General features: G+C 54.3%; 22 protein-coding genes and 1 tRNA gene (1 of these 23 cut by a window edge). 17 read left to right on the top strand and 6 right to left on the bottom strand.

Annotation, left to right across the window (positions count from 1 at the left end; all coding sequences use genetic code 11):
• Positions 1-12 precede the first annotated feature (12 nt).
• From K3729_14270 to K3729_14255, 4 genes are read left to right on the top strand one after another with little or no spacing between them, the layout of a single operon-like run.
• Positions 13-924: a 3-keto-5-aminohexanoate cleavage protein gene (locus K3729_14270; protein UWQ98590.1), complete on the top strand. Its 912-nt coding sequence runs from the start codon at positions 13-15 to the stop codon at positions 922-924.
• Positions 921-1478 (top strand): lipocalin family protein, encoded by a 558-nt coding sequence (locus K3729_14265; protein ID UWQ98589.1) that lies wholly within the window; start codon positions 921-923, stop codon positions 1476-1478. Before K3729_14270 ends, K3729_14265 begins: the two co-directional genes overlap by 4 nt.
• Positions 1475-2938 carry a carnitine 3-dehydrogenase gene (locus tag K3729_14260; protein ID UWQ98588.1) on the top strand — a complete coding sequence of 488 codons (1464 nt, stop codon included), beginning with the start codon at positions 1475-1477 and terminating at the stop codon, positions 2936-2938. The genes K3729_14265 and K3729_14260 overlap by 4 nt, the downstream gene beginning before the upstream one ends.
• Before the next feature lie 40 nt (positions 2939-2978).
• Complete coding sequence (locus K3729_14255; GenBank protein ID UWR01069.1) at positions 2979-3881, top strand: EamA family transporter; 903 nt, start codon at positions 2979-2981, stop codon at positions 3879-3881.
• Here K3729_14255 and K3729_14250 read toward each other — a convergent pair.
• Together K3729_14250 and K3729_14245 are read right to left on the bottom strand one after the other, a co-directional pair.
• The gene (locus K3729_14250; GenBank protein UWQ98587.1) at positions 3878-4549 is read right to left on the bottom strand and encodes an NUDIX hydrolase; all 672 of its coding nucleotides are present in this window, start codon (positions 4547-4549) and stop codon (positions 3878-3880) included. The genes K3729_14255 and K3729_14250 overlap by 4 nt on opposite strands.
• The gene (locus tag K3729_14245; GenBank protein ID UWQ98586.1) at positions 4550-4945 is read right to left on the bottom strand and encodes a DUF983 domain-containing protein; all 396 of its coding nucleotides are present in this window, start codon (positions 4943-4945) and stop codon (positions 4550-4552) included. It lies immediately after the preceding gene.
• 184 nt (positions 4946-5129) lie between these two features.
• On the opposite strand from K3729_14245, the gene K3729_14240 reads away from it, so the two are divergent.
• From K3729_14240 to K3729_14225, 4 genes are read left to right on the top strand one after another with little or no spacing between them, the layout of a single operon-like run.
• Positions 5130-5621 (top strand): hypothetical protein, encoded by a 492-nt coding sequence (locus tag K3729_14240; protein UWQ98585.1) that lies wholly within the window; start codon positions 5130-5132, stop codon positions 5619-5621.
• A 55-nt stretch (positions 5622-5676) separates the two neighbouring features.
• Complete coding sequence (locus tag K3729_14235) at positions 5677-6264, top strand: RNA polymerase sigma factor (protein UWQ98584.1); 588 nt, start codon at positions 5677-5679, stop codon at positions 6262-6264.
• A complete protein-coding gene (locus K3729_14230) occupies positions 6257-6607 on the top strand; it encodes a hypothetical protein (GenBank protein ID UWQ98583.1) in 351 nt (116 codons plus the stop codon). Before K3729_14235 ends, K3729_14230 begins: the two co-directional genes overlap by 8 nt.
• A gap of 1 nt (position 6608) precedes the next feature.
• Positions 6609-7106 (top strand): periplasmic heavy metal sensor, encoded by a 498-nt coding sequence (locus K3729_14225; protein ID UWQ98582.1) that lies wholly within the window; start codon positions 6609-6611, stop codon positions 7104-7106.
• Here the strand turns inward: K3729_14225 and K3729_14220 are convergent.
• Positions 7095-8486 (bottom strand): diguanylate cyclase, encoded by a 1392-nt coding sequence (locus tag K3729_14220; protein UWQ98581.1) that lies wholly within the window; start codon positions 8484-8486, stop codon positions 7095-7097. The genes K3729_14225 and K3729_14220 overlap by 12 nt on opposite strands.
• A 98-nt stretch (positions 8487-8584) precedes the next feature.
• On the opposite strand from K3729_14220, the gene K3729_14215 reads away from it, so the two are divergent.
• Both K3729_14215 and K3729_14210 read left to right on the top strand, forming a co-directional pair.
• Positions 8585-8863, top strand: coding sequence for a DUF3572 domain-containing protein (locus K3729_14215; GenBank protein UWQ98580.1), 279 nt, complete (start codon positions 8585-8587; stop codon positions 8861-8863).
• Positions 8860-9561 (top strand): HAD family hydrolase, encoded by a 702-nt coding sequence (locus K3729_14210; GenBank protein UWR01068.1) that lies wholly within the window; start codon positions 8860-8862, stop codon positions 9559-9561. Before K3729_14215 ends, K3729_14210 begins: the two co-directional genes overlap by 4 nt.
• Here K3729_14210 and K3729_14205 read toward each other — a convergent pair whose 3' ends face one another.
• Entirely contained in the window at positions 9562-10611 is a 1050-nt protein-coding gene (locus K3729_14205) for a quinone-dependent dihydroorotate dehydrogenase (GenBank protein UWQ98579.1), read from the bottom strand.
• The gene (locus tag K3729_14200) at positions 10608-10940 is read right to left on the bottom strand and encodes a DUF952 domain-containing protein (GenBank protein UWQ98578.1); all 333 of its coding nucleotides are present in this window, start codon (positions 10938-10940) and stop codon (positions 10608-10610) included. Before K3729_14200 ends, K3729_14205 begins: the two co-directional genes overlap by 4 nt.
• 150 nt (positions 10941-11090) lie before the next feature.
• Here K3729_14200 and K3729_14195 point away from each other — a divergent pair, with 150 nt between their 5' ends.
• Together K3729_14195 and K3729_14190 are read left to right on the top strand one after the other, a co-directional pair.
• A complete protein-coding gene (locus K3729_14195; GenBank protein UWQ98577.1) occupies positions 11091-12650 on the top strand; it encodes a 5'-nucleotidase/apyrase family protein in 1560 nt (519 codons plus the stop codon).
• A gap of 114 nt (positions 12651-12764) precedes the next feature.
• Positions 12765-13427: an SOS response-associated peptidase gene (locus K3729_14190; GenBank protein UWQ98576.1), complete on the top strand. Its 663-nt coding sequence runs from the start codon at positions 12765-12767 to the stop codon at positions 13425-13427.
• On the opposite strand, the gene K3729_14185 is transcribed toward K3729_14190, so the two are convergent.
• Entirely contained in the window at positions 13424-13783 is a 360-nt protein-coding gene (locus K3729_14185; GenBank protein ID UWQ98575.1) for a hypothetical protein, read from the bottom strand. The two genes, K3729_14190 and K3729_14185, sit on opposite strands and share 4 nt — an antisense overlap.
• A gap of 131 nt (positions 13784-13914) precedes the next feature.
• On the opposite strand from K3729_14185, the gene K3729_14180 reads away from it, so the two are divergent.
• From K3729_14180 to K3729_14160, 5 genes are all read left to right on the top strand, one after another.
• Positions 13915-13988 (top strand) — tRNA-Gly (locus tag K3729_14180).
• An 88-nt stretch (positions 13989-14076) separates the two neighbouring features.
• Positions 14077-15870, top strand: a complete 1794-nt coding sequence (locus K3729_14175; GenBank protein UWQ98574.1) for an ATP-binding cassette domain-containing protein — start codon at positions 14077-14079, stop codon at positions 15868-15870.
• A 115-nt stretch (positions 15871-15985) separates the two neighbouring features.
• Entirely contained in the window at positions 15986-17920 is a 1935-nt protein-coding gene (locus tag K3729_14170) for an acyl-CoA synthetase (GenBank protein UWQ98573.1), read from the top strand.
• A gap of 145 nt (positions 17921-18065) precedes the next feature.
• Positions 18066-18497: a hypothetical protein gene (locus K3729_14165; GenBank protein ID UWQ98572.1), complete on the top strand. Its 432-nt coding sequence runs from the start codon at positions 18066-18068 to the stop codon at positions 18495-18497.
• A 254-nt stretch (positions 18498-18751) separates the two neighbouring features.
• Positions 18752-21368, top strand: partial view of an ExeM/NucH family extracellular endonuclease gene (locus tag K3729_14160; protein ID UWQ98571.1) — the 5' portion only. Its footprint extends 791 nt past the window's final position; the window shows 2617 of its 3408 coding nt (coding positions 1-2617); it begins with the start codon at positions 18752-18754; its stop codon lies off the right edge, out of view.

Genomic DNA, 21368 nt, shown 5'->3' with positions numbered 1-21368 from the left:
GGGAGACATTGCATGCCGTTAGAGATGAACCGTGAGGTGTTTATCACCTGTGCCGTGACAGGGTCGGGCGGCACGCAGGATCGCAGCCCTCATGTGCCGCGGTCGCCTGAACAAATTGCGGTAAGCGCCATTGATGCCGCCAAGGCGGGTGCCGCAGTGGTTCATTGTCACGTGCGTGATCCGGAAACCGGTGTGCCGTCCCGCGATTTGGCGCTGTATCGCGAGGTGACTGATCGCATTCGCGATGCAGAGGTCGACGTTGTCCTGAACCTGACTGCGGGTATGGGCGGCGACATCGTATTTGGTGGAACGGACGCGCCATTGCCGCCCGTTGCTGGCACCGACATGGTGGGTGCCGCCGAGCGTGTCGCGCACGTGGCCGAGTGCTTGCCAGAAATCTGCACGCTTGATTGCGGCACAATGAACTTCGCAGAAGCCGACTATGTCATGACCAATACGCCCGGCATGTTGACTGCCATGGGGCGGATGATGACGGAACTGGGCGTCAAACCCGAAATCGAAGCTTTCGACACCGGACACCTTTGGTACGCCAAACAACTGGTCAAAGACGGTGTGCTGGCACCTGACGCCTTGGTACAGCTTTGCATGGGGGTGCCTTGGGGCGCGCCCGATGATCTGAATACGTTCATGGCGATGGTCAATAACGTACCTGATACGTGGACATTTTCAGCCTTTGGGTTGGGACGATCACAGATGCCGTATGTCGCGGCCTCTGTTCTTGCAGGTGGGAACGTCCGTGTCGGTTTGGAAGATAACCTGATGCTCGACCGCGGCGTTCTCGCGACCAATGCGCAATTGGTTGAAAAGGCTGTGGGCATCGTCGAGAACCTTGGCGCACGGATCATCGGCCCTGATGAGGTACGCAAAAAGTTGGGGCTGACAAAACAGTCCCCACGATCATGAAGCGGCTTCTATTCGCAATCGCTTTGGCCGGATGCTCCGCCCCGCTACCCGACGAACCCGTTGGTGGACTGTTCGAAGTCTATCGCGATACAGACGTGCAAATCGCATCAAAGGCGCTGTTCGAACCTGAAAAGTACCTCGGTACTTGGTACGAAGTTGCACGGTTCCCCGTGCCATTCGAACGCGGTTGCGCGGGCGTGACAGCGGAATACGGACAGGGCGATAATGGTCAGATCACGGTATTGAACACCTGCCGCAATCTTGACGGCACTGTCCAGTCAACGATTTCAGGTTTTGCGGACATTGTCGGGCCGGGGCGGCTTGCTGTGACGTTCCCGACATTGCCATTCGGCGCGTCCGATTATTGGGTTTTGTGGACCGACGATGGATACCGCACTGCTGTCGTAGGCGCGCCCGACGGCAGGTCCGGGTGGATCCTGAATAGGGATCCGGACATCCCCGCGGACCGCTTGAATGCCGCGCGAGAAGTGCTTGATTTTAATGGATATGACTTGTCGCGACTTGTCATGGTACCGCAAGGAAACGTGGAATGACACGCATAGCAGCAATCATTGGTGGCGGGGTTATTGGCGGCGGGTGGGCTGCGCGATTCCTGCTGATGGGATGGGACGTACAGGTCTTTGATCCCGATCCCGAAGCCAAGCGCAAAATCGACGAAGTTCTCGCGAACGCGCGGCGTTCATTGCCGGGCTTGTCTGATGTGGCACTGCCCGACGAAGGGCAGCTTAGCTACCATGATAATGTCCAAGACGCGGTACGGGGCGCATGCTGGATTCAGGAAAGCGTGCCAGAGCGGTTGCCGTTAAAACATAAGGTCTACCAGTCCCTTCAAGAACACTGTGAAGGCGACGCAATCATCGGGTCCTCGACGAGCGGATTCAAACCTTCTGAATTGCAAGAAGGGGCAACGCGGCCAGCCCAGATCGTGGTCACGCACCCTTTTAATCCGGTCTATTTGCTGCCGTTGATTGAATTGGTTCCATCGGATCAGAACTCGCCTGAACTGATTGATCAGGCGAAAGAAATTCTGACGGACATTGGAATGTACCCGTTACATGTACGCGCGGAAATCGACGCGCATATCGCGGACCGCTTTCTAGAGGCTGTCTGGCGCGAGGCGCTTTGGCTGATCAAGGACGGCGTGGCAACGACGGAAGAAATCGATAACGCGATCCGTTACGGTTTTGGTCTGCGTTGGGCGCAAATGGGCCTGTTCGAAACCTATCGCATTGCCGGTGGCGAAGCAGGCATGCGTCATTTCATTGAACAGTTCGGTCCGTGTTTGTCATGGCCTTGGACGAAGCTGATGGATGTGCCTGACCTTACAGACGACCTGATTGATCAGATCGCATCGCAATCTGACGATCAGTCAGGCCATCACACCATCCGCGATCTTGAACGCATTCGTGACAACAATCTGGTGACGATCTTGCGGGGCCTCAAGGCGCAGGACTATGGCGCTGGAACGCTGTTGAAAGCGCAAGATGCCAACATGAGTACTTTGGCGAAAGGTATTGATGATATTGTTAAATTGGCTGAACTTGTCATCACGGTGCAACGCGCTGTTCCGCTTGATTGGACAGACTACAACGGTCACATGAACGAAGCGCGATACCTGCAAGCCTTCGGGGACGCCACAGATCAGTTGATGCACATCATTGGTTGCGACGCTGATTATATCGCATCCGGTGGTAGCTATTTTACTGCGGAAACGCACATTCGTCATATTGATGAAGTGCATGCAGGCACGAAGATTAAGGTCGAGACGCAAGTCCTTTCTGGAGAAGGGAAAAAGCTTCATTTGTTCCACCGTATGATGGAAGGTGATCGACTGATCGCCACAGGTGAACATATGCTCATTCACGTCAGTCTTGAGACACGCAAAGCGAGCTTGCCTGACGCGCGGGTTTCAATCCCATTGGCAAAACTTGCGGCAGCGCATGCTGATCTGCCTTTGCCTAAAGGTGCAGGGGCAGCAGTTGGTGTGCGCTGATGACAAGCACTGACCTTGCCCGCTTTGGTGTGATAGCGTGATCGCAACTTGGGTATGGATCACGTGCCTCGCCGCGTTTTCGCAGGCGCTGCGGTTCATGTTCCAAAAGAAATTGAAGGTCGCGGGGCTTTCGACGGCGGGTGCTACCTTTGCGAGGTTCTTCTTTGCAGCACCCTTTGTGGTCGCCATTGCCGTTGCATATGCGTCGGCGACCGGACAAGGTTTGCCGGAGGTGCCGGGCGTTTTCTGGTTGCACGTCATGGTCGGCGGGGCGTCGCAAATTCTTGCAACGATGTGTGTCGTCGCATTATTTTCGCATCGGAATTTCGCAGTCGGGATTACGTTTAAGAAGACCGAAGTCCTGCTAAGCGTTCTCATCGGGTTCATCATTCTTGGCGACGTGGTTACATTGCCTGCGCTGATCGCGGTTCTCATCGGGCTTGGCGGCGTATTGCTATTGGCTGACCCGCCAGAGGCAACCGGTCCATGGCGCAAACGCATCCTGAATAGAGCAGTCCTATTGGGGCTGACGTCGGGTCTGTTTTTTGGACTGTCCGGCGTCAGCTACAGAGGGGCGTCATTGTCCATTGCGGAAGGTGACACCTTTTACCGCGCGATTGTCGCGATGGCCTTCGTCGTTGTTTTTCAATTTCTTGCCATGACTTTGTGGCTCAAGTTGCGCGAAACGGGACAAATCAGGGCGGTGCTACGTGCGTGGCGTGTCGTCAGTCTTGTTGGCCTCACCAGCATGATCGGCACGATGTGTTGGTTTTCAGCTTTTACGTTGCAATCCGCCGGATACGTGAACGCGGTCGGGCAAATCGAATTGCTGTTTTCAATCGCGATCGGGGCGCTCGTCTTTGGCGAAAGAATTTCGCGTCGTGAGTGGCAAGGTCTGATCTTGCTGACGGGCAGTATCGTGATGTTGGTCTTGGTGGCCTAAAGCGGGTCAGCGTTGCCTAATCTGGAAATCAGGTGTGCTTCGTCATCGTTGCGAAAGAAAGGAACTGATGCGATGGGGCCGTCACGGTCAATGTGATCAATCAATTCAGCCAGAACAACTTTCGTGATGAAGGGTAGGTCAAACCGGCGCGCATCTTTTAGTGGGACCCATTGCAGATGGGACAATTCATCTTCAGCGGTCGAAAAATCATCCGGATCAGATGCGAGTGCGGCCGCATCGGCAAGGAAAAAGCGGGCGTCAAAACGACGCGGCCGACCATGCGGCGTGACCGCACGGAAAAAGAATGACAGCGGAGATGGATCAGGTCGAAAGCCTGTCTTGGCAAAGTCTGCCCAGTCCGCTGGCGCATCATCCCAAGGTTCCGATGTCCCCAAAATCTGACCGGTTTCTTCCCAAAGCTCACGAATGGCCGCCGCCGTTAAGGCCGTCGCGGGTAAGTCAGATTCGGATTCAAGGCGGTTTTCACACGTTGGATTTAGTGGCGGCAAATTGAGGTGCGCGTCACCTGGATCAACAGCGCCTCCCGGAAAGACAAACTTACCGGGCATAAACGCCGCTGAACTGCCGCGCTGTCCCATTAGAACGGACGTCCGATCCCGCAAAACGATGACCGTAGCCGCATCACGGAGCGCCGATTTATCCATCATTTACTCCGCCTGACCGAATCCATGCATCCGTTTGGCCCATTGAATGCCGACAATCATGCCTTTCAGGCGCGGCAGCAGATAGAGCGACAGTGCAACGCTACCGACCGTAAAAATCGTGGCCATCACCAATGGTTCGGGACGAAACCACGACCAAACAAAGTGAATGCCAAAACCCAAAATATGCGCGACGATCAGAATGGTCAGATATGCAGGGCCGTCGTCAGCACGGTGGTGCGACAGTGTTTCAGAGCAGACCGGACATTGATCTGCAACCTTAAGATAGCCGTCAAACATATGTCCTTCGCCGCAATTCGGGCATTTGCGCTGCAGTCCGCGCCACATCGCAGGCTTCATCGGGCGATCGGCCATGTCGGTCGTTTGAGCAATGTCAGTCATCTGATTTCCTTTTCACACACTACATGCGCCTTTGTTCGACGTTTGAAAAGGGAGGGAAGCCCTTATGCGGCAGGATGCCTCGGGTCAGTGAAAAAAAGTGAAAAAGTTGCGACGGAAGTTTTTTGTGCAGTCGTTTGAAAGACAGATCCGGCGGTAATCCGGCAATGACTGAAAAGGAAAAGTTATGAAAACTCCAGTATTGATGGCAGCAATCGTTGCAGGCTTTGGTTTGGTTGCAACGGGTGCGCAGGCACAGGAACGCCCCGATTTTGCGACATTGGACACGAACGGTGATGGCTCAATCACAGTGGAAGAACTTGCCGCACAGGGCGAGCAACGCTTTGCGACAGCCGACACTAATGGCAATGGTGCCCTGTCCGAAGCAGAGCTTCTGGCGCGTGCGTCGGAACGTTCAGAAGGGCGCGCAGCACAGATGGTCGAACGTATGTTGGAACGCCTTGACGAAAACGGCGACGGCGAAATCCAGCAATCCGAATTGCCAGAACGTGACGGTAATCGTGCCGAGCGGGCATTTGAACGTGCCGATTCTGATGATGACGGCGTGATCAGCGAAGATGAATTCGAAGCCGCCTCTGAACGTGGTGGTCGTGGTGGTCGTGGCGAACGCGGTGGCAAGAATGGCGGGCGTCACGGTCACGGCGGTGGTCGCGGCTGATCTGATCGCAAAGAGGGGTTGTTTGTGCCGATAAAATGATGTGGCCTCACACCTGATGACAGACACGATCGATCCCTCGATGCCAGATGCGGCATTGCTTGCGGCTTATGCGGCAGGTGATTCCTGTGCGGCGCAGGCCCTAGCGTCCCGGCTGTTGCCGGGGGTTTTAGGGCAGGCCACGCGCATGTTGTCTGATCGGATGGAAGCCGAAGACGTTGCTCAAGAGGCGATGATGCGACTTTGGAAAATCGCGCCTGACTGGCGTGATGGCGAAGCGCAAATTTCGACTTGGTTGTACCGTGTGGTGGCCAATCTTTGTACGGATCGCCTGCGTAAAAGGAACAGAGGCGCGTCCGTTGGGATGGATCAGATCGCAGAACCGGCTGATCCAACACCGGGGGTGGCCGATCAACTACAAACCCGCGCGCGGATGGCTGCCTTATCCGACGCGATGGCACAATTGCCGGAACGACAAGCGCAAGCCGTGTCATTGCGGCATCTCGAAGGGCTCGCGAACCCTGAAATCGCGCAGATCATGGACATTAGCGTGCGGTCCGTGGAAAGTCTAACAGCACGTGGAAAGCGGGCTCTTGCTAGTCTTTTGGCAGGACGCCGCGCAACACTGGGGTACGACGATGACTGATCAGAATCAGACCGAACTTGATGATTTGCTGGGACAAACGGCGCAGATCAAACCGACCGTTCCCTCAGATTTGATGGCAAGGGTTCTGATCGATGCTGTGCAAGTACAACCGCGCAACATTGCCCCCTCGCAGCAAACGCTTTGGGGCGCGGTCCTTGATATGATCGGCGGCTGGCCAGCAATCGGTGGGATCGCCATGGCGGGTGTAGCTGGGCTGTGGATCGGTGTTGCGCCACCTGTTGGGCTGGAAAATATGGCGACGACTGTGCTTGGTTCAACGCAAACTGTCGATTTGTTCGGCGGTGATATGCTTGGCAACTTCAGTGATGGAGTGGATGGGTAATATGCAGAAACAGACGAAACCACGTCGCGTTTGGCGTATTGTTCTTGTGACGTCGCTGGCGATAAACCTACTGATACTAGGTCTGGTCGGCGGCGCGTACTTGCGGAGCGGTGGGACGCCTCCGGGTGCGTTTGACGTGCGACTAGGGCCGTTGACTGCAGCGCTGCCTCCGAAGGATCGACGCGAGATTGGTGATCAATTGCGGCGTGGTCCAGGCAAGCCTGGGCTTTCTCGTCTGGAACGCCGCCAAGCGTTTGAGGACTTGATCTTGGTGCTTGAAAGTCAACCATTTGATCCAGAGGCGTTGTCGCGCATTTTTCAAATTCAGCAGGAACGTCAATTTGAGCTTCAGGGAAGGGCCTTGGCCGCGTTCGTCGTGCGGGTAACTGAAATGACTTTGGAAGAACGCACTGCCTTTGCTGGTCGCCTACGAGAAAACAGTGAACGTCGTGGAAATCGCGACGATCAACGACCGCCGCGACCCAACTCAGGCGGCTGAGTGTGCAAGGGAAACGCGGTCCCGGCCGGATGATTTAGCGATATACAATGCACCGTCCGCTTGGTGGCACATGTCGTCCGCTCCGATGATGTCTGTGCTCTCGACGCATCCAACGGCGACGCCGACTGAGATGGTAACGCGCAATGGCTGCCTATTCGCCCCGACGCTGAAGTGTTTCTGATTGACCAAGCGACACAGGCGGTTTGCTGCAGTCTGCGCTTGTTCTGGTGTGCTATGGGGAAGTGCGACCAGAAATTCTTCACCGCCGACGCGTGCAATTAGATCAATTGCGCGCAGATTGTTGCGCAATCGATCGGCAAGTTCGACTAGTACGGCGTCACCCGCCGCGTGCCCGTGTGTGTCATTGATGGCTTTGAAATGATCGATATCGATCATCATCACCGCAAATTCCTGTCCTGTCTTTTTCGACTGCTTGGCAATTTCAGTTAGGTAGGGGGTCGCATACCTGCGATTGTACAGCCCAGTCAGCGGATCAGTGACCGCCGCTTTAAGCCCATCCCGTACGGTCGTGCGCAATTGTTCCTGTTGCCGCTTGCGCCGAGCCAGCGCGACACACCGAATGCCCAATTCATCCGACGCAACAGTTGTTGTGATGACATCATCAGCGCCAAGATCGAGCGCCATCGCGGCTGTTTCGACGGCATCGGATGATAAGCTAACAAGTTGGGAAATATGGCGTGTTTGATCACGTGATCGCAGATCCGCGACAAGACGGAACAGATCCTCGCGCGGGTTGCGCATGGTCGTACTGTCAATAACGAACAAGTCTGGGTTCTGAGAGATTGCGGTCGTTCTGAGAACTTCATCAATGCCAAGGACCGTCACGCCCAACGAATTGATGCGGTTAAGGCGCGCTGTCAAACCTGTGCTGAGCACGGGGTTTGCGGTAAGCAATGTGATACGTGGTGGGCGTTCGAAACCTGCAACAACTTCTTCAAAGCCCAATGCGCGTTGTGTCCCTTCGCGCATCCAAAGTTCCGCAGGCGTGTGCCGCTTTCGTAGTAAGCTGCGAATACGTGCGTGCAGCAATGTGTCGTTGATTGGGCTGGGCAGAATATCATCTGCGCCTGCGTCCAGTGCCGCAAATCTGGCACGTGCGGTGTCGGCAATGCCCGTCCCGACGATGGAAATATCAGAAGTATCAGGGCAATTTTTCAGCGCCCGGCAAAAAGCGTGGTGATCTTCAACATGATCAGCAAGATTGATGACAATCAGATCTGGGCGTTGTTCGATAAATGATGCTTTGGCTTCATCTTGGGTTGCGCAAGCGACAACATCGTATTGCGCCGAAAGAAGTTTCACTTTCATCACGATACGATTAGTCGCGACCGTATCGATAATCAGTATTCTACCTGACATCGTATTTCCTTTATCAAGGGCTTGTTCCACCCGGCCCCTGCGGTCAATTTGATGCGGAATAGTTAAAATATTGTTGCCAACAAAAGTGAGCACCGAAAATGAGCCCAGACACCGCAGAAACGATTGCTTTACAGGCGCTTGGGTGGCTTGTCGGGAACGAAGACCTGTGCCCCACGTTTCTGGGTGCGACAGGAAGCTCTGTCGAAGACCTAAAGGCGCGGGCAACGGATCCTGCCTTTCAAGCTTCGGTTCTTGAATTCATAACAATGGATGATTCTTGGGTCATGGCGTTCTGTGACACGATCAATTTGCCTTATGATCAACCCCTTATGGCACGATATGCTTTACCAGGCGCGGAGGCCGTCCATTGGACCTGAATGTAGCTGGCATCATTTTTGACAAGGACGGCACCCTTTTTGACTTCAATAAAACGTGGGGCGCAATCACGAAGACAATAATCGAAAATGAATGTGCCCATGATCTTTCGCAGACGCCTGTATTGGCTGGTGTACTAGGGTTCGATCACGCAAATGCTGTTTTCCGCCCCGGAAGCATCGTAATTGCATCGACGGCAGAAACCGTAGCCGAAGCAATCCTTCCGTTCACGTTGGATCAGGACAAAGACGCTTTGATCGACCGGATGACACAGGCAACGTCGGACACGCCACAGGTGCAAGTGACTGATCTGCAATATCTATTCTCTGATCTGCGTCGCCGCGACTTGAAGCTGGGAATCGCGACTAACGACGGTGCAGCACCGGCGCGGGCAAATCTTGCTCAGGCAAATGTAACTGACTTTTTCGGGTTCATTGCGGGGTATGATAGCGGCTTTGGGGAAAAACCCGCACCTGGGCAGCTATTGGCGTTTTGCGAACATGAAAATCTAAAGCCCGCCGAATGTGTGATGGTCGGTGACAGTTTGCACGATCTGCACGCTGGTCGCGCTGCAGGCATGCGAACCGTTGGTGTTTTGACGGGGCCTGCGCTGCACGCGGAGCTGTCGCCGTTTGCGGATATCGTGCTCGATTCTATCGCGGACCTACCGAATTGGTTGGATAAGCTGCCTAAATCCTAATTAGGTCCAGTCTGCGCGCCCGGCACCCACGGCATCGATCACATGCGCAAATCCGTCACGTTCCAAAAGCGCGTCAAGACCACGAGTAATGTCGTCGACTAGGGAAATCCCGCCATAGACTAAAGCAGTGTATAGCTGCACGGCACAAGCACCGGCCCTGATCTTCTGATAGGCTTGTTCAGCCGAACCAATACCGCCGACACCGATGATGGGCAGAGGGGTCAGACCGCTTAACTGAGCAAGAACGCGCGTGGACTTTTCGAACAAGGGCTGACCGGAAAGCCCGCCTTTTTCGTCTTTGCTTGCACTTTTCAGACCTTCACGATCCAAAGTGGTGTTCGTAGCGATGATTGCGGAAAGCTGCGCATCAGTCGCGACATCGGCTACGTCCGCGATATCATCGGGCGTCAAATCGGGCGCGATCTTTAGGAAAATCGGTACACGTCGTTCGAGTTTATCGTTCGCTTCCATGACACCATTCAGCAGCGCGGAAAGGGCTGCTTTACCTTGCAGGTCGCGTAGCTTTTCGGTGTTCGGGGACGATACGTTCACAGTCGCAAAATCCAGATGTGGACCGCAATGCGTCAGAACACGCGCGAAATCCGCGGCGCGGTCGTCGCTGTCTTTATTCGCGCCAAGGTTGAGACCGATAATACCATCAGGGCGAGCGGCCAAACGCGGCTCAATCGCGTACATGCCTTCGTTATTGAATCCAAAGCGGTTGATCGCAGCCTGATCTTCGGTCAGCCGGAACAGACGCGGCTTGGGATTGCCCGGTTGGGCGCGCGGCGTGGCGGCACCTACTTCCAGAAAACCAAAACCGGTGCGGGATAGCGCGTGCAAGGCGGTCGCATTTTTGTCGAATCCCGCTGCAAGCCCGACCGGATTGGGTAATTCCAAGCCAGCCAAAGAGGTCTTTAAACGGTCTGATGAAAACGGACCTGACCGTGGCCCAAGTCCTATGTTCAATGCGGCAATGGCAGCGCCATGTGCCACTTCAGGATCAAGTTTATGGAGCGCCTTGAGGCCGTATTCTTCGAGTAATTTCATAGCTCTGCCGGAAATTGATGGACGCCTTCGATGATGGGAAGGGGCCTGTGCCACACCACGTCATCCAACGTCAGTTTGCGGAAAAGATGTGGGAACAATGCGCCGCCACGTGATGCTTCCCACTTGAGATCGCGCATACCGTCGGCTTCCACCGCGACAAGGACCAGATCAGTCGCGTCCGCAAAATAAAGCGCGGCGGTTTTAGCGACCGTGTCCGCTCCCGAAAAGTGGACAAATCCATCAGCAACATCAATTGGTGCGCCGGACGTTTCGCCATTCTTCACAAGGTCCGCCCACTCGGGGCCCCGAAATATTTTGTAAATCAGCATAAAGGTCGTTTGGCGCTTTGCACACAAATGGTCAAGGTGATCAAATGTTACGCATCCGTCATAACTTGACCCTAGGGGAGGGTGAGGCGGTGTTTGACTCTGGTTAAAGGCGGGGTCACGATGCTGTTAATTCAACTTGGGGGACCCAAAATGCTTTCACGTATCCTGACATCAACTTGTGCCTTGGCTTTGACCGCCGGCGCAGCTGCGGCTGACTACAGCCTGACAATTCTTCACACGAACGACTATCATGACCGCCACGAGCCGATCAGCAAATATGACGGTCCATGTTCATCCGAAGATAACGCAGCTGGCGAATGCTTCGGTGGTACCGCACGTTTGGTAAATGCTGTGACTGACGCGCGTTCACGGTCAAACAACTCGATTCTCGTAGATGGCGGCGACCAGTTTAATGGCACGCTGTTCTACACGTACTACAAAGGCACAATGACGGCCGAGTTCATGAACCTTTTGGGCTATGACGGCATGACTGTGGGCAACCACGAATTTGACGATGGCCCAGAAGTTCTGGCGGGCTTCATGGATGCCGTGGAATTCCCAGTGTTGATGTCGAATGCTGATGTCTCAGCTGAGCCGCTGCTTGCGGAAAAGCTGGCGAAGTCCACTGTGATCGAACGTGGTGGCGAAATGATCGGGCTGATCGGTCTGACACCAGAAGATACAGATGAGCTGGCGTCACCTGGCGATAACATTACGTTTTCTGATCCGATAGCAGCGGTTCAAGGCGAAGTCGACAAGCTGACTGCTGAAGGCGTGAACAAGATCATCGTTCTGTCCCACTCTAGCTATGCCGTTGATTTGGAGGTTGCTGCGAATACAACGGGCGTTGATGTGATCGTTGGTGGTCACTCTAACACACTGCTGTCCAATACAAACGACCGTGCCGAAGGTCCTTACCCGACAATGGTTGGTGATACTGCCGTTGTTCAGGCATATGCATATGGCAAATACTTGGGCGAGCTGAACGTCACATTCGACGATGACGGTGTGATCACAGAAGCTGCCGGTGAGCCGATCCTGATCGACGGTCAAGTTGTGGAAGACGAAAGCGTTGTTGCGCGTATCGCAGAGTTGGCAGAGCCTCTCGAAGAGATTCGCACACAAGTTGTGGCAGAGACTGCTGAAGAAATCGTCGGCGTTCGTGAAGATTGCCGTGCGCGTGAATGCCCTATGGGTAACCTTGTGGCTGACGCTATGTTGGCCCGTGTGAAGGACCAAGGCATTCAGGTCGCAATTCAGAACGGTGGCGGCGTACGTGCATCGATCGACGCGGGTCCTGTCACAATGGGCGAAGTTTACACAGTGCTGCCTTTCCAGAACACGCTGTCCACATTCGAAGTAACTGGTGACGTGCTGGTTGCGGCCCTCGAAAACGGCGTGAGCCAAGTTGAAGAGGGCGCAGGCCGGTTCCCACAGGTTGCGGGCATGTCCTTTGCGTTTGACGCAAGCGCAGAAGCAGGTGCACGCGTTTCTGACGTGATGATCGGTGGCGAAGCAATCGATCTTACCGCGACTTATGGTGTCGTTTCGAACAACTATGTTCGTAACGGTGGTGACGGTTACGCGATGTTCAAAGATGCGGCAAACGCATATGACTTTGGTCCGGACTTGGCAGAAGTCATGGCGTCCTTCATGGCTGAGGGTGGCGCATACACGCCGTACACAGACGGTCGTATCACAGTAAAATAAATCCAGTTTTCTGGTAATCTTAGCGCGTCGCGGGCAACTGTGGCGCGCTTTTCTTTTGGCGGGCCCTTGTGGGAACGTTACAGTAAGACCAACGAAACAAGGGGGCGGTGCTACATGTGCGGGCGAATGGCGATTACTTTGCCGCATGAGGCGGTCGTCGAAATGTTTGGGGCGGTGCCTGCAAACGACCTGCCGGACACACCCAATTACAACGTTTGTCCAACCGTCAACGTGCCTGTCGTTACGTCGGACGATGGGGTGCGCCGCCTGCGCCCGATGCGGTGGGGCTTCATCCCACATTGGTACAAAAAGCCGAACGGTGGCCCGCTATTGATCAACGCACGGGCAGAAACGATTGCGGAAAAACCTGCATTTCGGGCTGCATGTCGCGAAAGGCGGTGTCTGCTTCCTGTAACCGGTTTCTATGAATGGTATCGCGACGGCGATGCCAAACCATTGCCGTGGTTTATCCAGCGTCAGGATGGAGAGCCGCTTGTAATGGCTGGTATCTGGCAGGATTGGGAACAGGACGGGGCCGTGATTTCGACCTGCGCGATTGTCACGACGCGCGCCAACGAAGCGATGGCCCGTATTCACCACCGAATCCCGGTGATTCTTACAGCAAAGGACTGGCCGCTTTGGTTGGGTGAGGCGGGAAAAGGGGCGTCCCAAATCATGAAAAGCGCGCCCGAGGACGCGCTTTTGTTTCATCGTGTTGGAACTGAGGTCAACAGCAACCGCGCAGCAGGTGCGACGTTGCTGGATCCGATCGCTTAGGAATCAGGTGCAGAGCCTGACGCGATGTTGAAGTAGTTGCCGGATTTGTACCCTGAACCGAACAGGTACGGTGTTTTGATCGTCCGACCATTAATTGTGGAAACGTCGAGGTACGCATGGTTGCCAACAGCAATGTCGTTGATCAGAATGGAACCACCAGTGGTGTCGACACCTACTGTGTAGCCTGTTTTGTTGACGAATTTGATACGTGTGGCTTCATCTGAGTATACGGTGTTCGGGAAATACCCTTTTTCGTAAACATAGACAGTGAAGTCCTGCGCAAGCGCTGCGGTGCCCGCAAACGCGGTCACGCTGGCAAGTGCCGCGGTTTTTAACAATGTTGACAGACGTGTCATGGCGCGAATCCCTTTAAGCATTACAATCCCCCGATCCGGGCCAGATATGACGGTGAAATCAGGCAAGAATGAGGCAACATTGAGACGGCTTGACGCTGTCGTTGCCTTGGCCTATCTGAGCGGTACAGCGCGCGGGCGTTGTGTAATGGTAAGACCTCAGCCTTCCAAGCTGATGATACGGGTTCGATTCCCGTCGCCCGCTCCAAATTCCCTTATTTAACAGTTCATTTGGATCATCTTGTGATCTGGACAGCCTCCTATTATGTCGGGTGAAACAACGCCGGGACAGATTGATGGCTGACGCACCACCACCAAGCGACGAAGAACGAAAGTCATCCAAGGAAATCGGCGCATTGCGTCAATTGTGGCCTTTCATGAGACCGTATCGGGCCATGATGTTTGCCGCATTGGGCGCGTTAAGCTCAACGGCCTTGGTTTCGTTGATTCTACCTTTGGCCGTCCGTCGCGTGGTCGATAATTTCGAAGGTGCCGCGACCTCCATTCTTGACCAATACTTCGGCGCGGCCCTTTTGATCGCAGCGCTTTTGGCTGTCGGGACTGCGATGCGGTACTATCTTGTGACCCGCTTAGGGGAACGCGTTGTTGCTGACATTCGCAAAGCCGTCTTTGACCGTATGATCGGGATGTCGCCTGCGTTCTTCGAAAAAGTCATGACTGGCGAGGTGCTCAGCCGCATTACCACCGACACGACATTGATTCTTTCCGTGATCGGTTCGTCCGTGTCCGTTGCACTGCGTAACGTGCTGATCTTGCTTGGCGGTTTGGTGCTGTTGATGATCACGTCAGCAAAATTGACTGGCCTCGTGTTGTTGATCGTGCCTGCCATCGTGATTCCGATTGTTGTTTTGGGCCGCCGCTTGCGCAAGTTGAGCCGCGAAAACCAAGATTGGATCGCCGCCAGTTCCGGTAACGCGTCAGAGGCGCTTTTGTCGGTGCAGGCTGTCCAAGCGTTCACGCACGAAAAGATCAGTCGGAATCGTTTCGATGACATGACCGAGAAAAGCTTTGTGTCTGCAAAGCAGCGCATCGGCACGCGGGCGTGGATGACGATGATCGTGATCTTCCTGATTTTTGCGGGCGTTGTTGGTGTCCTGTGGATTGGGGCTCGCGACGTGCGTGAAGGGCTGATGACCGTCGGCGAATTGGTGCAGTTTGTGATCTACGCCGTCATGGTCGCGGGGGCCGTTGGCGCCCTGACCGAAGTCTGGAGCGAATTGCAGCGCGCAGCAGGTGCGACTGAACGCTTGGTTGAATTGCTTGGCGCTGAAGACGCGGTCGCGGACCCCAAAAATGCGGTTGCCGTGCCTGATGTACAAAATGGCGCGATCACCTTTGACGACGTGATTTTCCGCTATCCAGGACGTCCGACAGTGTCCGCGCTTGATGGAATCAATCTGACAGTGAAACCGGGTGAAACTGTTGCCTTGGTTGGGCCATCAGGTGCGGGGAAGACAACGATCATCCAACTGATCCAGCGGTTTTATGATCCGTCCGAAGGGGCCATTTCTATTAATGGTGTCGACTTGCGTAATATGGATCGTGCTGCGTTCCGCCAACATATGGCGTTGGTGCCGCAAGATCCGGTGATCTTCGCGGATACGGCCCGCGAGAATATCAGGTTCGGCCGCCCGACCGCGACGGACGACGAAGTCGAAATGGCAGCAAAAGCTGCCGCTGCGCATGACTTCCTGACTGATTTGCCGGATGGCTATGACAGCTATGTTGGTGAACGTGGTGTCATGTTGTCAGGTGGGCAAAAACAACGCATCGCAATTGCGCGCGCCATTCTGCGGGATGCGCCGATTTTGTTGTTGGACGAAGCAACGTCGGCTTTGGACGCGGAAAGCGAACGGGCGGTGCAGGCGGCTGTTGATGATCTTGCCAGAACACGGACGACATTGATCGTAGCGCATCGGTTGGCCACCGTGAAAAAGGCGGATCGTATTGTTGTGTTCGACGCAGGCAAGATCGTCGCGGAAGGCACACATGACGCATTGGTTGCGCAAGACGGGCTATATGCCCGCTTGGCAAGGTTGCAATTTACTGCGGGTGCCGTTGCGGAATAATTGCCCGCAACGCCGCGTTAGACTTGCACGAAAACCACAAAGACCACATCCTGTACGGCAGGGAGGCCCGCAGCGTCATAAGCTATGGGTAAAAAATAACGGGAGGAAACCTGGAATGCCTTATGCAAACATGGCAGACCGCAATGCAATTGTGGATGAAATGCCGTGGGAAGACAGGGATTTACCTGTCACAACGTTCGGTCAATTGTCGAAGACCGCAGCGGCTTTTCCCAATAGACCTGCTGTCACATTCCAGATGTTTTCGGACCCCGGTGCGCCGGCTGAGACGCTGTCTTGGTCCGAATTGCAGGCGCAAGTCGCGCAATCCGCCAACATGTTCCGTGATCTCGGTGTTGGTGAAACCGATGTTGTCGCATATCTTTTGCCAAACACATCCGAAACAATTCTGACATATCTTGGCGGGCAGGTTGCGGGCATCGTGAACCCGATCAACCCGCTGCTTGAGGCTGAACAGATTGCGGCGATCTTGCGCGAAACCGGTGCGAAGGTGCTTGTGACGCTCAAGGCATTCCCGAAAACGGATGTGGCCCAAAAAGCGGCAGAAGCTGTCGCAATGGCGCCGAATGTGAAAGCGGTCGTTGAAGTCGACCTGCTGCGCTACCTGACCGGATTGAAAAAGTTCATCGTGCCTTGGATCCGTCCAAAGTTCGAAGTCAAACATTCCGCCAAAGTTGTTGATTTCCGTAAGGAAATGGCAAAGCACGGGCGCGAATTGGCATTTGCCGATAGCACCGAAGATCGTGTCGCGGCCTATTTTCATACGGGCGGTACTACGGGCATGCCAAAAGTTGCCCAACACCGCTATTCCGGCATTGTCTACAACGCATGGCTGGGCGCGCGTTTGTTGTTCACTGAAAAAGACGTGCAGATTTGCCCGCTTCCTATGTTCCACGTGTTTGCGGCTATCGTGTCGCTCGGTGCGTCGTTGGGATCAGGGGCGCATGTCGTCTTCCCAACTCCGCAAGGCTACCGCGGTGACGGGGTATTTGATAACTTCTGGAAGCTGATCGAGCGCCACAAAGTGACGTTTATGATCACCGTGCCAACGGCATTGTCCGCGTTGATGCAACGCCCTGTTGGCGACGCTGATATCTCGACATTGCGGATTGCATTCTGCGGGTCGTCACCGTTGCCGCTCGAACTTTACAAGCGGTTCGAAAAAGTCGTGAATGACGCGACCAAAGACAAACCCGGCGAATTATCGATTTGCGAAGGTTACGGTCTGACCGAAGCGACATGTCTGGTTTCGATCAACCCGCCTGACGGTGAAAAACGTGTCGGGTCTATTGGTCTGCCGTTCCCGTACACCGATGTGCGTATCGTATCTGTTGCGACCCAGCTTGACTGTGGTGTTGATGAGATTGGCGAAATCTGTGTTGCGTCGCCGGGGGTTTACGATGGCAAAACCTACACAGAGGCGGACAAGAACAAAGACTTGTTCTATCCGGGTTCTGAAAATCCGGCCCATGAGAATGTGCAATACCTGCGCACAGGCGATTTGGGGCGTATTGATGAAGATGGTTATCTGTGGATCACGGGTCGCGCAAAGGATCTGATCATTCGTGGCGGTCACAACATTGATCCGGCCGAAATCGAAGAAGCATTGGCAGGTCACGAAGCGGTCGCATTTGCTGGCGCAATTGGTCAACCAGATGCCCACGCCGGTGAAGTGCCATGTGCCTTTGTTGAGCTGGTCGATGGCGCAACCATCACAACCGAAGAACTGATGGCTTACGCGAACGAACACATCCACGAACGTGCGGCGCACCCAAAACATTTGGAAATCATGGATGAGCTGCCGAAAACGGCCGTTGGCAAAATCTTCAAACCGGACCTACGGAAGCGGGCGATCACACGTATCTTGAACCAAGCGTTGGCCAAAGCGGATGTCGCAGCGAAAGTTGATAGCGTCGTTGAAGACAAGAAGCGTGGTTTGGTAGCACAGCTTGCGAAGACTGGTACGGTCACAGACGAAGATGTTCTTAAGGCGCTGGGATCATTTACGAACCCTTGGGCCTGGGCTGAATAAACGTCGACTAAGGAAAAAGGAACGCGGCCCCAAACGAGGGCCGCGTTTTGCGTTTGGCGAGACGCCGCGCGTGCGCGAAACTTCCCCCTGACAAATTGTCTGCGGCCGATCATGTTGGTGTTCAAACGGCTACGATAGGTTTTTGATGCTCAAGAAAATGATATTGCTCAGCGTTGTGTTGCTGTCGGCGTGCAATGATCGCCGTCCTTTGCCGACAACGGGAACCTATACCATTCGCAATGATGGCGGCGGCCAATTGATCAGTGCCGAAACCGATCGTGCTGTCCTCAAACTTTGGGGTGGTCCGGTGCGGATAGAAGGGTACTGCAATTCGGCCTGCCTCATGTTTACGACGCTATCGAATGCGTGCCTTGCCCCGGGGTTGAAGCTGGGCTTTCACGGGGCGAACGTGAACGTTGGATTTGTCGGAAACCCGCAAATTACCAAATACTTGCGCAACGGTGTGCAGCGCAAATTTGTCGACGAATGGCAGCACATTCCCTTTACCGAAATCCATCGGATTACCGCCGAGGAATACGTGCGACTTGATCCCGAGGCAAAAATTTGCACGAACTGACCGAAGTAGGGCAGTTGGGTCTAGGTTGACGTTAGGTTCTAGGCGTTTCCATGAAAATACGTTGCTTTTGTTAACCACTTCCAGTTGCATGTCTGTGTTGTGGGAGGGCGCAACGCGAAATCAAAAACCTACGCGACAGTTCTGCTTTTGCTGCTTCGAATGGTTTTTGTCATTCAGTTGTCACGAACATCTCCCACTTTGCATATTGAAAAGCGGTTTGAATTCTAACCGCTACATCTTTGGGGAGAAACGACATGTCTATGGTATTAACAGGTGTTTTTGATGGCCCGCTCAGTGGGGGACTCCCGAAGGGTGTCGAGGTTTATGTAACGGCCGACATTGCTGATCTGTCTGCCTATAGCATCGGTTTTGCCAACAATGGTGGCGGAACAGATGGCGAAGAATTCACATTCCCCGCCGTTGCGGCCGCTGCGGGCACGTATCTGTATATCGCAAGCGAAGTGCCAGGTTTCGAAAGCTTCATGGGGTTCGCGCCCGACTACACAACGTTTTTTGCCGCAATCAACGGCGATGATGCGATTGAGTTGTTTGAAAACGGAACGGTCATCGACACCTTTGGTGAATTGGATGTCGACGGAAATGGCACCCCTTGGGAATACCTTGACGGCTGGGCCGCGCGCAATCCAGGCACTGCTGCCAATCCAACGTTTGATATCAATAACTGGTCATTCTCAGGGCCCAATGCGTGGGATGGAGAAACGACGAACGCGAGTGCCGCCACTGGGTTTGCCACGGGGTCGTACGATACGGTGACGCCGCCAACACCAACTGCGACATTTGTCATCAATGAAATTGATTCCGATCAGACAAGCACCGACAGCGCGGAGTTTGTCGAAATTTATGATGGTGGCGTTGGAAACGCGTCATTGGATGGTCTGTCGCTGGTGCTGTTTAACGGGAACGGCGACGCTGCTTACAATACGATTTCACTCGATGGTTTGGCGACGAACGCTGAGGGATACTTTGTCATTGGTTCTGAAGATGTGCCGAACGTTGATTTGGTCGCCTTCACATCGAACGGCATTCAGAACGGGGCCGATGCGGCAGCGCTTTACACAGGCACACCACCTGCAACCGCGACGACTGAAAATCTGGTTGATGCGATTGTCTATGGCACGTCTGATGCTGATGACACGGGCCTTTTGACGGCGCTTGGCCAGACTGTGCAATATGATGAAAACGCGAACGGCGCAAAAGATACCGAAGTTCTAGCGCGTGATCCAGATGGCAGTGGCGTTTTCACAGCACAGGCTGCAACGCCGGGTGCGTCTAACTTCATTGCACCACCTGCAGTCATTACCTTGATTTCTGAGATTCAAGGCAGCGGCGGCACGCAAGACATGGCCGTTGCTGGTGTGGATGATCAAAGTGCGCTGGTCGGTCAAACTGTCACTGTATCCGCCATTGTGACCGCCGATTTCCAAGACGGGTTGCTGGGCACTCAGGGCGATATGAACGGGTTCTATATCCAAGAGGAAGAAGTTGACTACGACTTCAATGATCTGACATCCGAAGGTATCTTTATCTTCGACGGATCGAACCCGGATGTTGATGTGAACATTGGTGATCTTGTCGAAATCACCGGTACGGTCAGCGAATTCTTCGGTCAAACCCAGATTTCAGCGACTGACATTTCTGTCGTTGCTGTCGATCAAGTGGTCCCAGACGCCGTAGAGGTCACATTCCCAACCGCGAGCGTCATGGATGACGGAAACGGCAACCTTGTCGCCAACCTAGAGGCTTACGAAGGCATGCTGGTGAATATCCAGCAGGACATGACGATTTCGGAAATGTTCAATCTTGATCGCTTTGGTCAGTACAACGTCACCTCAGATGGTCGGCTTGTTCAGTATTCCCAAGCGAACGATCCGGATGCAGCAGGCTACGCGCAGCATCTGAAAGACGTCGCCGCTCGGACATTGGTGTTGGATGATGGCCAATCGGGCCAGAACCCTGATCAGATCAAGGTCATTGATGGCAACGACGGCATTCTGGATTCGTCCGACAACTTCCGCATGGGTGATACGGTGTCGTCGATTACCGGCGTTGTGAACTATTCGTTCAGCGAATTCCGCATCAATGCTGCCGAAGGCGACTACACAGAGGTCAACACACGGCCCGACACCCCAGCAGAACTGGGCGGAAACTTTAAGGTCGCGAGCTTGAACGTGCTGAACTACTTCACGACGATCGACGAATCTGGCGTGACGACAGATATCGGTCTTGATCCGCGCGGTGCTGACACGCCCGAAGAATTCGAACGTCAGGCCGAAAAGTTGGTCAATGCGATCGTTGCAATGGACGCCGATGTACTGGGTCTGATCGAGATCGAAAATGATTTCGCAGGCGATACCTTCGCAATTCAGGATCTTGTTAATCGTGTGAATGCTGAACTGGGCGACGAGGTCTATGCATTCGTTGATCCGGGGCAGGAATTTGTTGGGGGCGATGCGATTGCCAACGGACTGATCTATAAAGTCGATAGTGTTGGCCTGAATGGTGACATGGCGATTTTGGAAACCTTCGACGGACGCAATTTCCTTGATCCCCTGAACGCAGGGCGTGATTTGAACCGTGCGGCCATCGCGCAAACGTTTGAAGATCTGGACACAGGTGAAACGATCACGGTGTCTGTGAATCACCTGAAATCAAAAGGGTCGTTGTCGGGTTTGGCTGCGGACGAGGATCAAGGCGACGGTCAGGGCAACAACAATGCGACACGCGCAGAGGCCGCAGATATTCTGGCTGACTGGTTGGCAAGTGATCCGACAGGGCAGGGGGCATCAAACTCCCTTATCTTGGGTGACCTGAACGCATATGCCAAAGAAGATCCGCTGACTGTCTTGTCTG

The organism is Rhodobacteraceae bacterium S2214, assembly GCA_025141675.1.
GTDB lineage: Bacteria > Pseudomonadota > Alphaproteobacteria > Rhodobacterales > Rhodobacteraceae > Yoonia.
The sequence above is the reverse complement of the archived record's forward strand: the minus strand, read 5'-3'. Positions and strand labels throughout refer to the sequence as shown.

Coding starts and splice junctions, on each gene's coding strand:
- K3729_14230 (UWQ98583.1), top strand. CDS start 6,257: ATGACTGATCAGAATCAGACCGAACTTGATGATTTGCTGGGACAAACG.
- K3729_14270 (UWQ98590.1), top strand. CDS start 13: ATGCCGTTAGAGATGAACCGTGAGGTGTTTATCACCTGTGCCGTGACA.
- K3729_14245 (UWQ98586.1), bottom strand. CDS start 4,945: ATGACTGACATTGCTCAAACGACCGACATGGCCGATCGCCCGATGAAG.
- K3729_14250 (UWQ98587.1), bottom strand. CDS start 4,549: ATGATGGATAAATCGGCGCTCCGTGATGCGGCTACGGTCATCGTTTTG.
- K3729_14220 (UWQ98581.1), bottom strand. CDS start 8,486: ATGTCAGGTAGAATACTGATTATCGATACGGTCGCGACTAATCGTATC.
- K3729_14205 (UWQ98579.1), bottom strand. CDS start 10,611: ATGAAATTACTCGAAGAATACGGCCTCAAGGCGCTCCATAAACTTGAT.
- K3729_14195 (UWQ98577.1), top strand. CDS start 11,091: ATGCTTTCACGTATCCTGACATCAACTTGTGCCTTGGCTTTGACCGCC.
- K3729_14215 (UWQ98580.1), top strand. CDS start 8,585: ATGAGCCCAGACACCGCAGAAACGATTGCTTTACAGGCGCTTGGGTGG.
- K3729_14175 (UWQ98574.1), top strand. CDS start 14,077: ATGGCTGACGCACCACCACCAAGCGACGAAGAACGAAAGTCATCCAAG.
- K3729_14200 (UWQ98578.1), bottom strand. CDS start 10,940: ATGCTGATTTACAAAATATTTCGGGGCCCCGAGTGGGCGGACCTTGTG.
- K3729_14235 (UWQ98584.1), top strand. CDS start 5,677: ATGACAGACACGATCGATCCCTCGATGCCAGATGCGGCATTGCTTGCG.
- K3729_14190 (UWQ98576.1), top strand. CDS start 12,765: ATGTGCGGGCGAATGGCGATTACTTTGCCGCATGAGGCGGTCGTCGAA.
- K3729_14165 (UWQ98572.1), top strand. CDS start 18,066: ATGCTCAAGAAAATGATATTGCTCAGCGTTGTGTTGCTGTCGGCGTGC.
- K3729_14225 (UWQ98582.1), top strand. CDS start 6,609: ATGCAGAAACAGACGAAACCACGTCGCGTTTGGCGTATTGTTCTTGTG.
- K3729_14170 (UWQ98573.1), top strand. CDS start 15,986: ATGCCTTATGCAAACATGGCAGACCGCAATGCAATTGTGGATGAAATG.
- K3729_14185 (UWQ98575.1), bottom strand. CDS start 13,783: ATGACACGTCTGTCAACATTGTTAAAAACCGCGGCACTTGCCAGCGTG.
- K3729_14240 (UWQ98585.1), top strand. CDS start 5,130: ATGAAAACTCCAGTATTGATGGCAGCAATCGTTGCAGGCTTTGGTTTG.
- K3729_14265 (UWQ98589.1), top strand. CDS start 921: ATGAAGCGGCTTCTATTCGCAATCGCTTTGGCCGGATGCTCCGCCCCG.
- K3729_14260 (UWQ98588.1), top strand. CDS start 1,475: ATGACACGCATAGCAGCAATCATTGGTGGCGGGGTTATTGGCGGCGGG.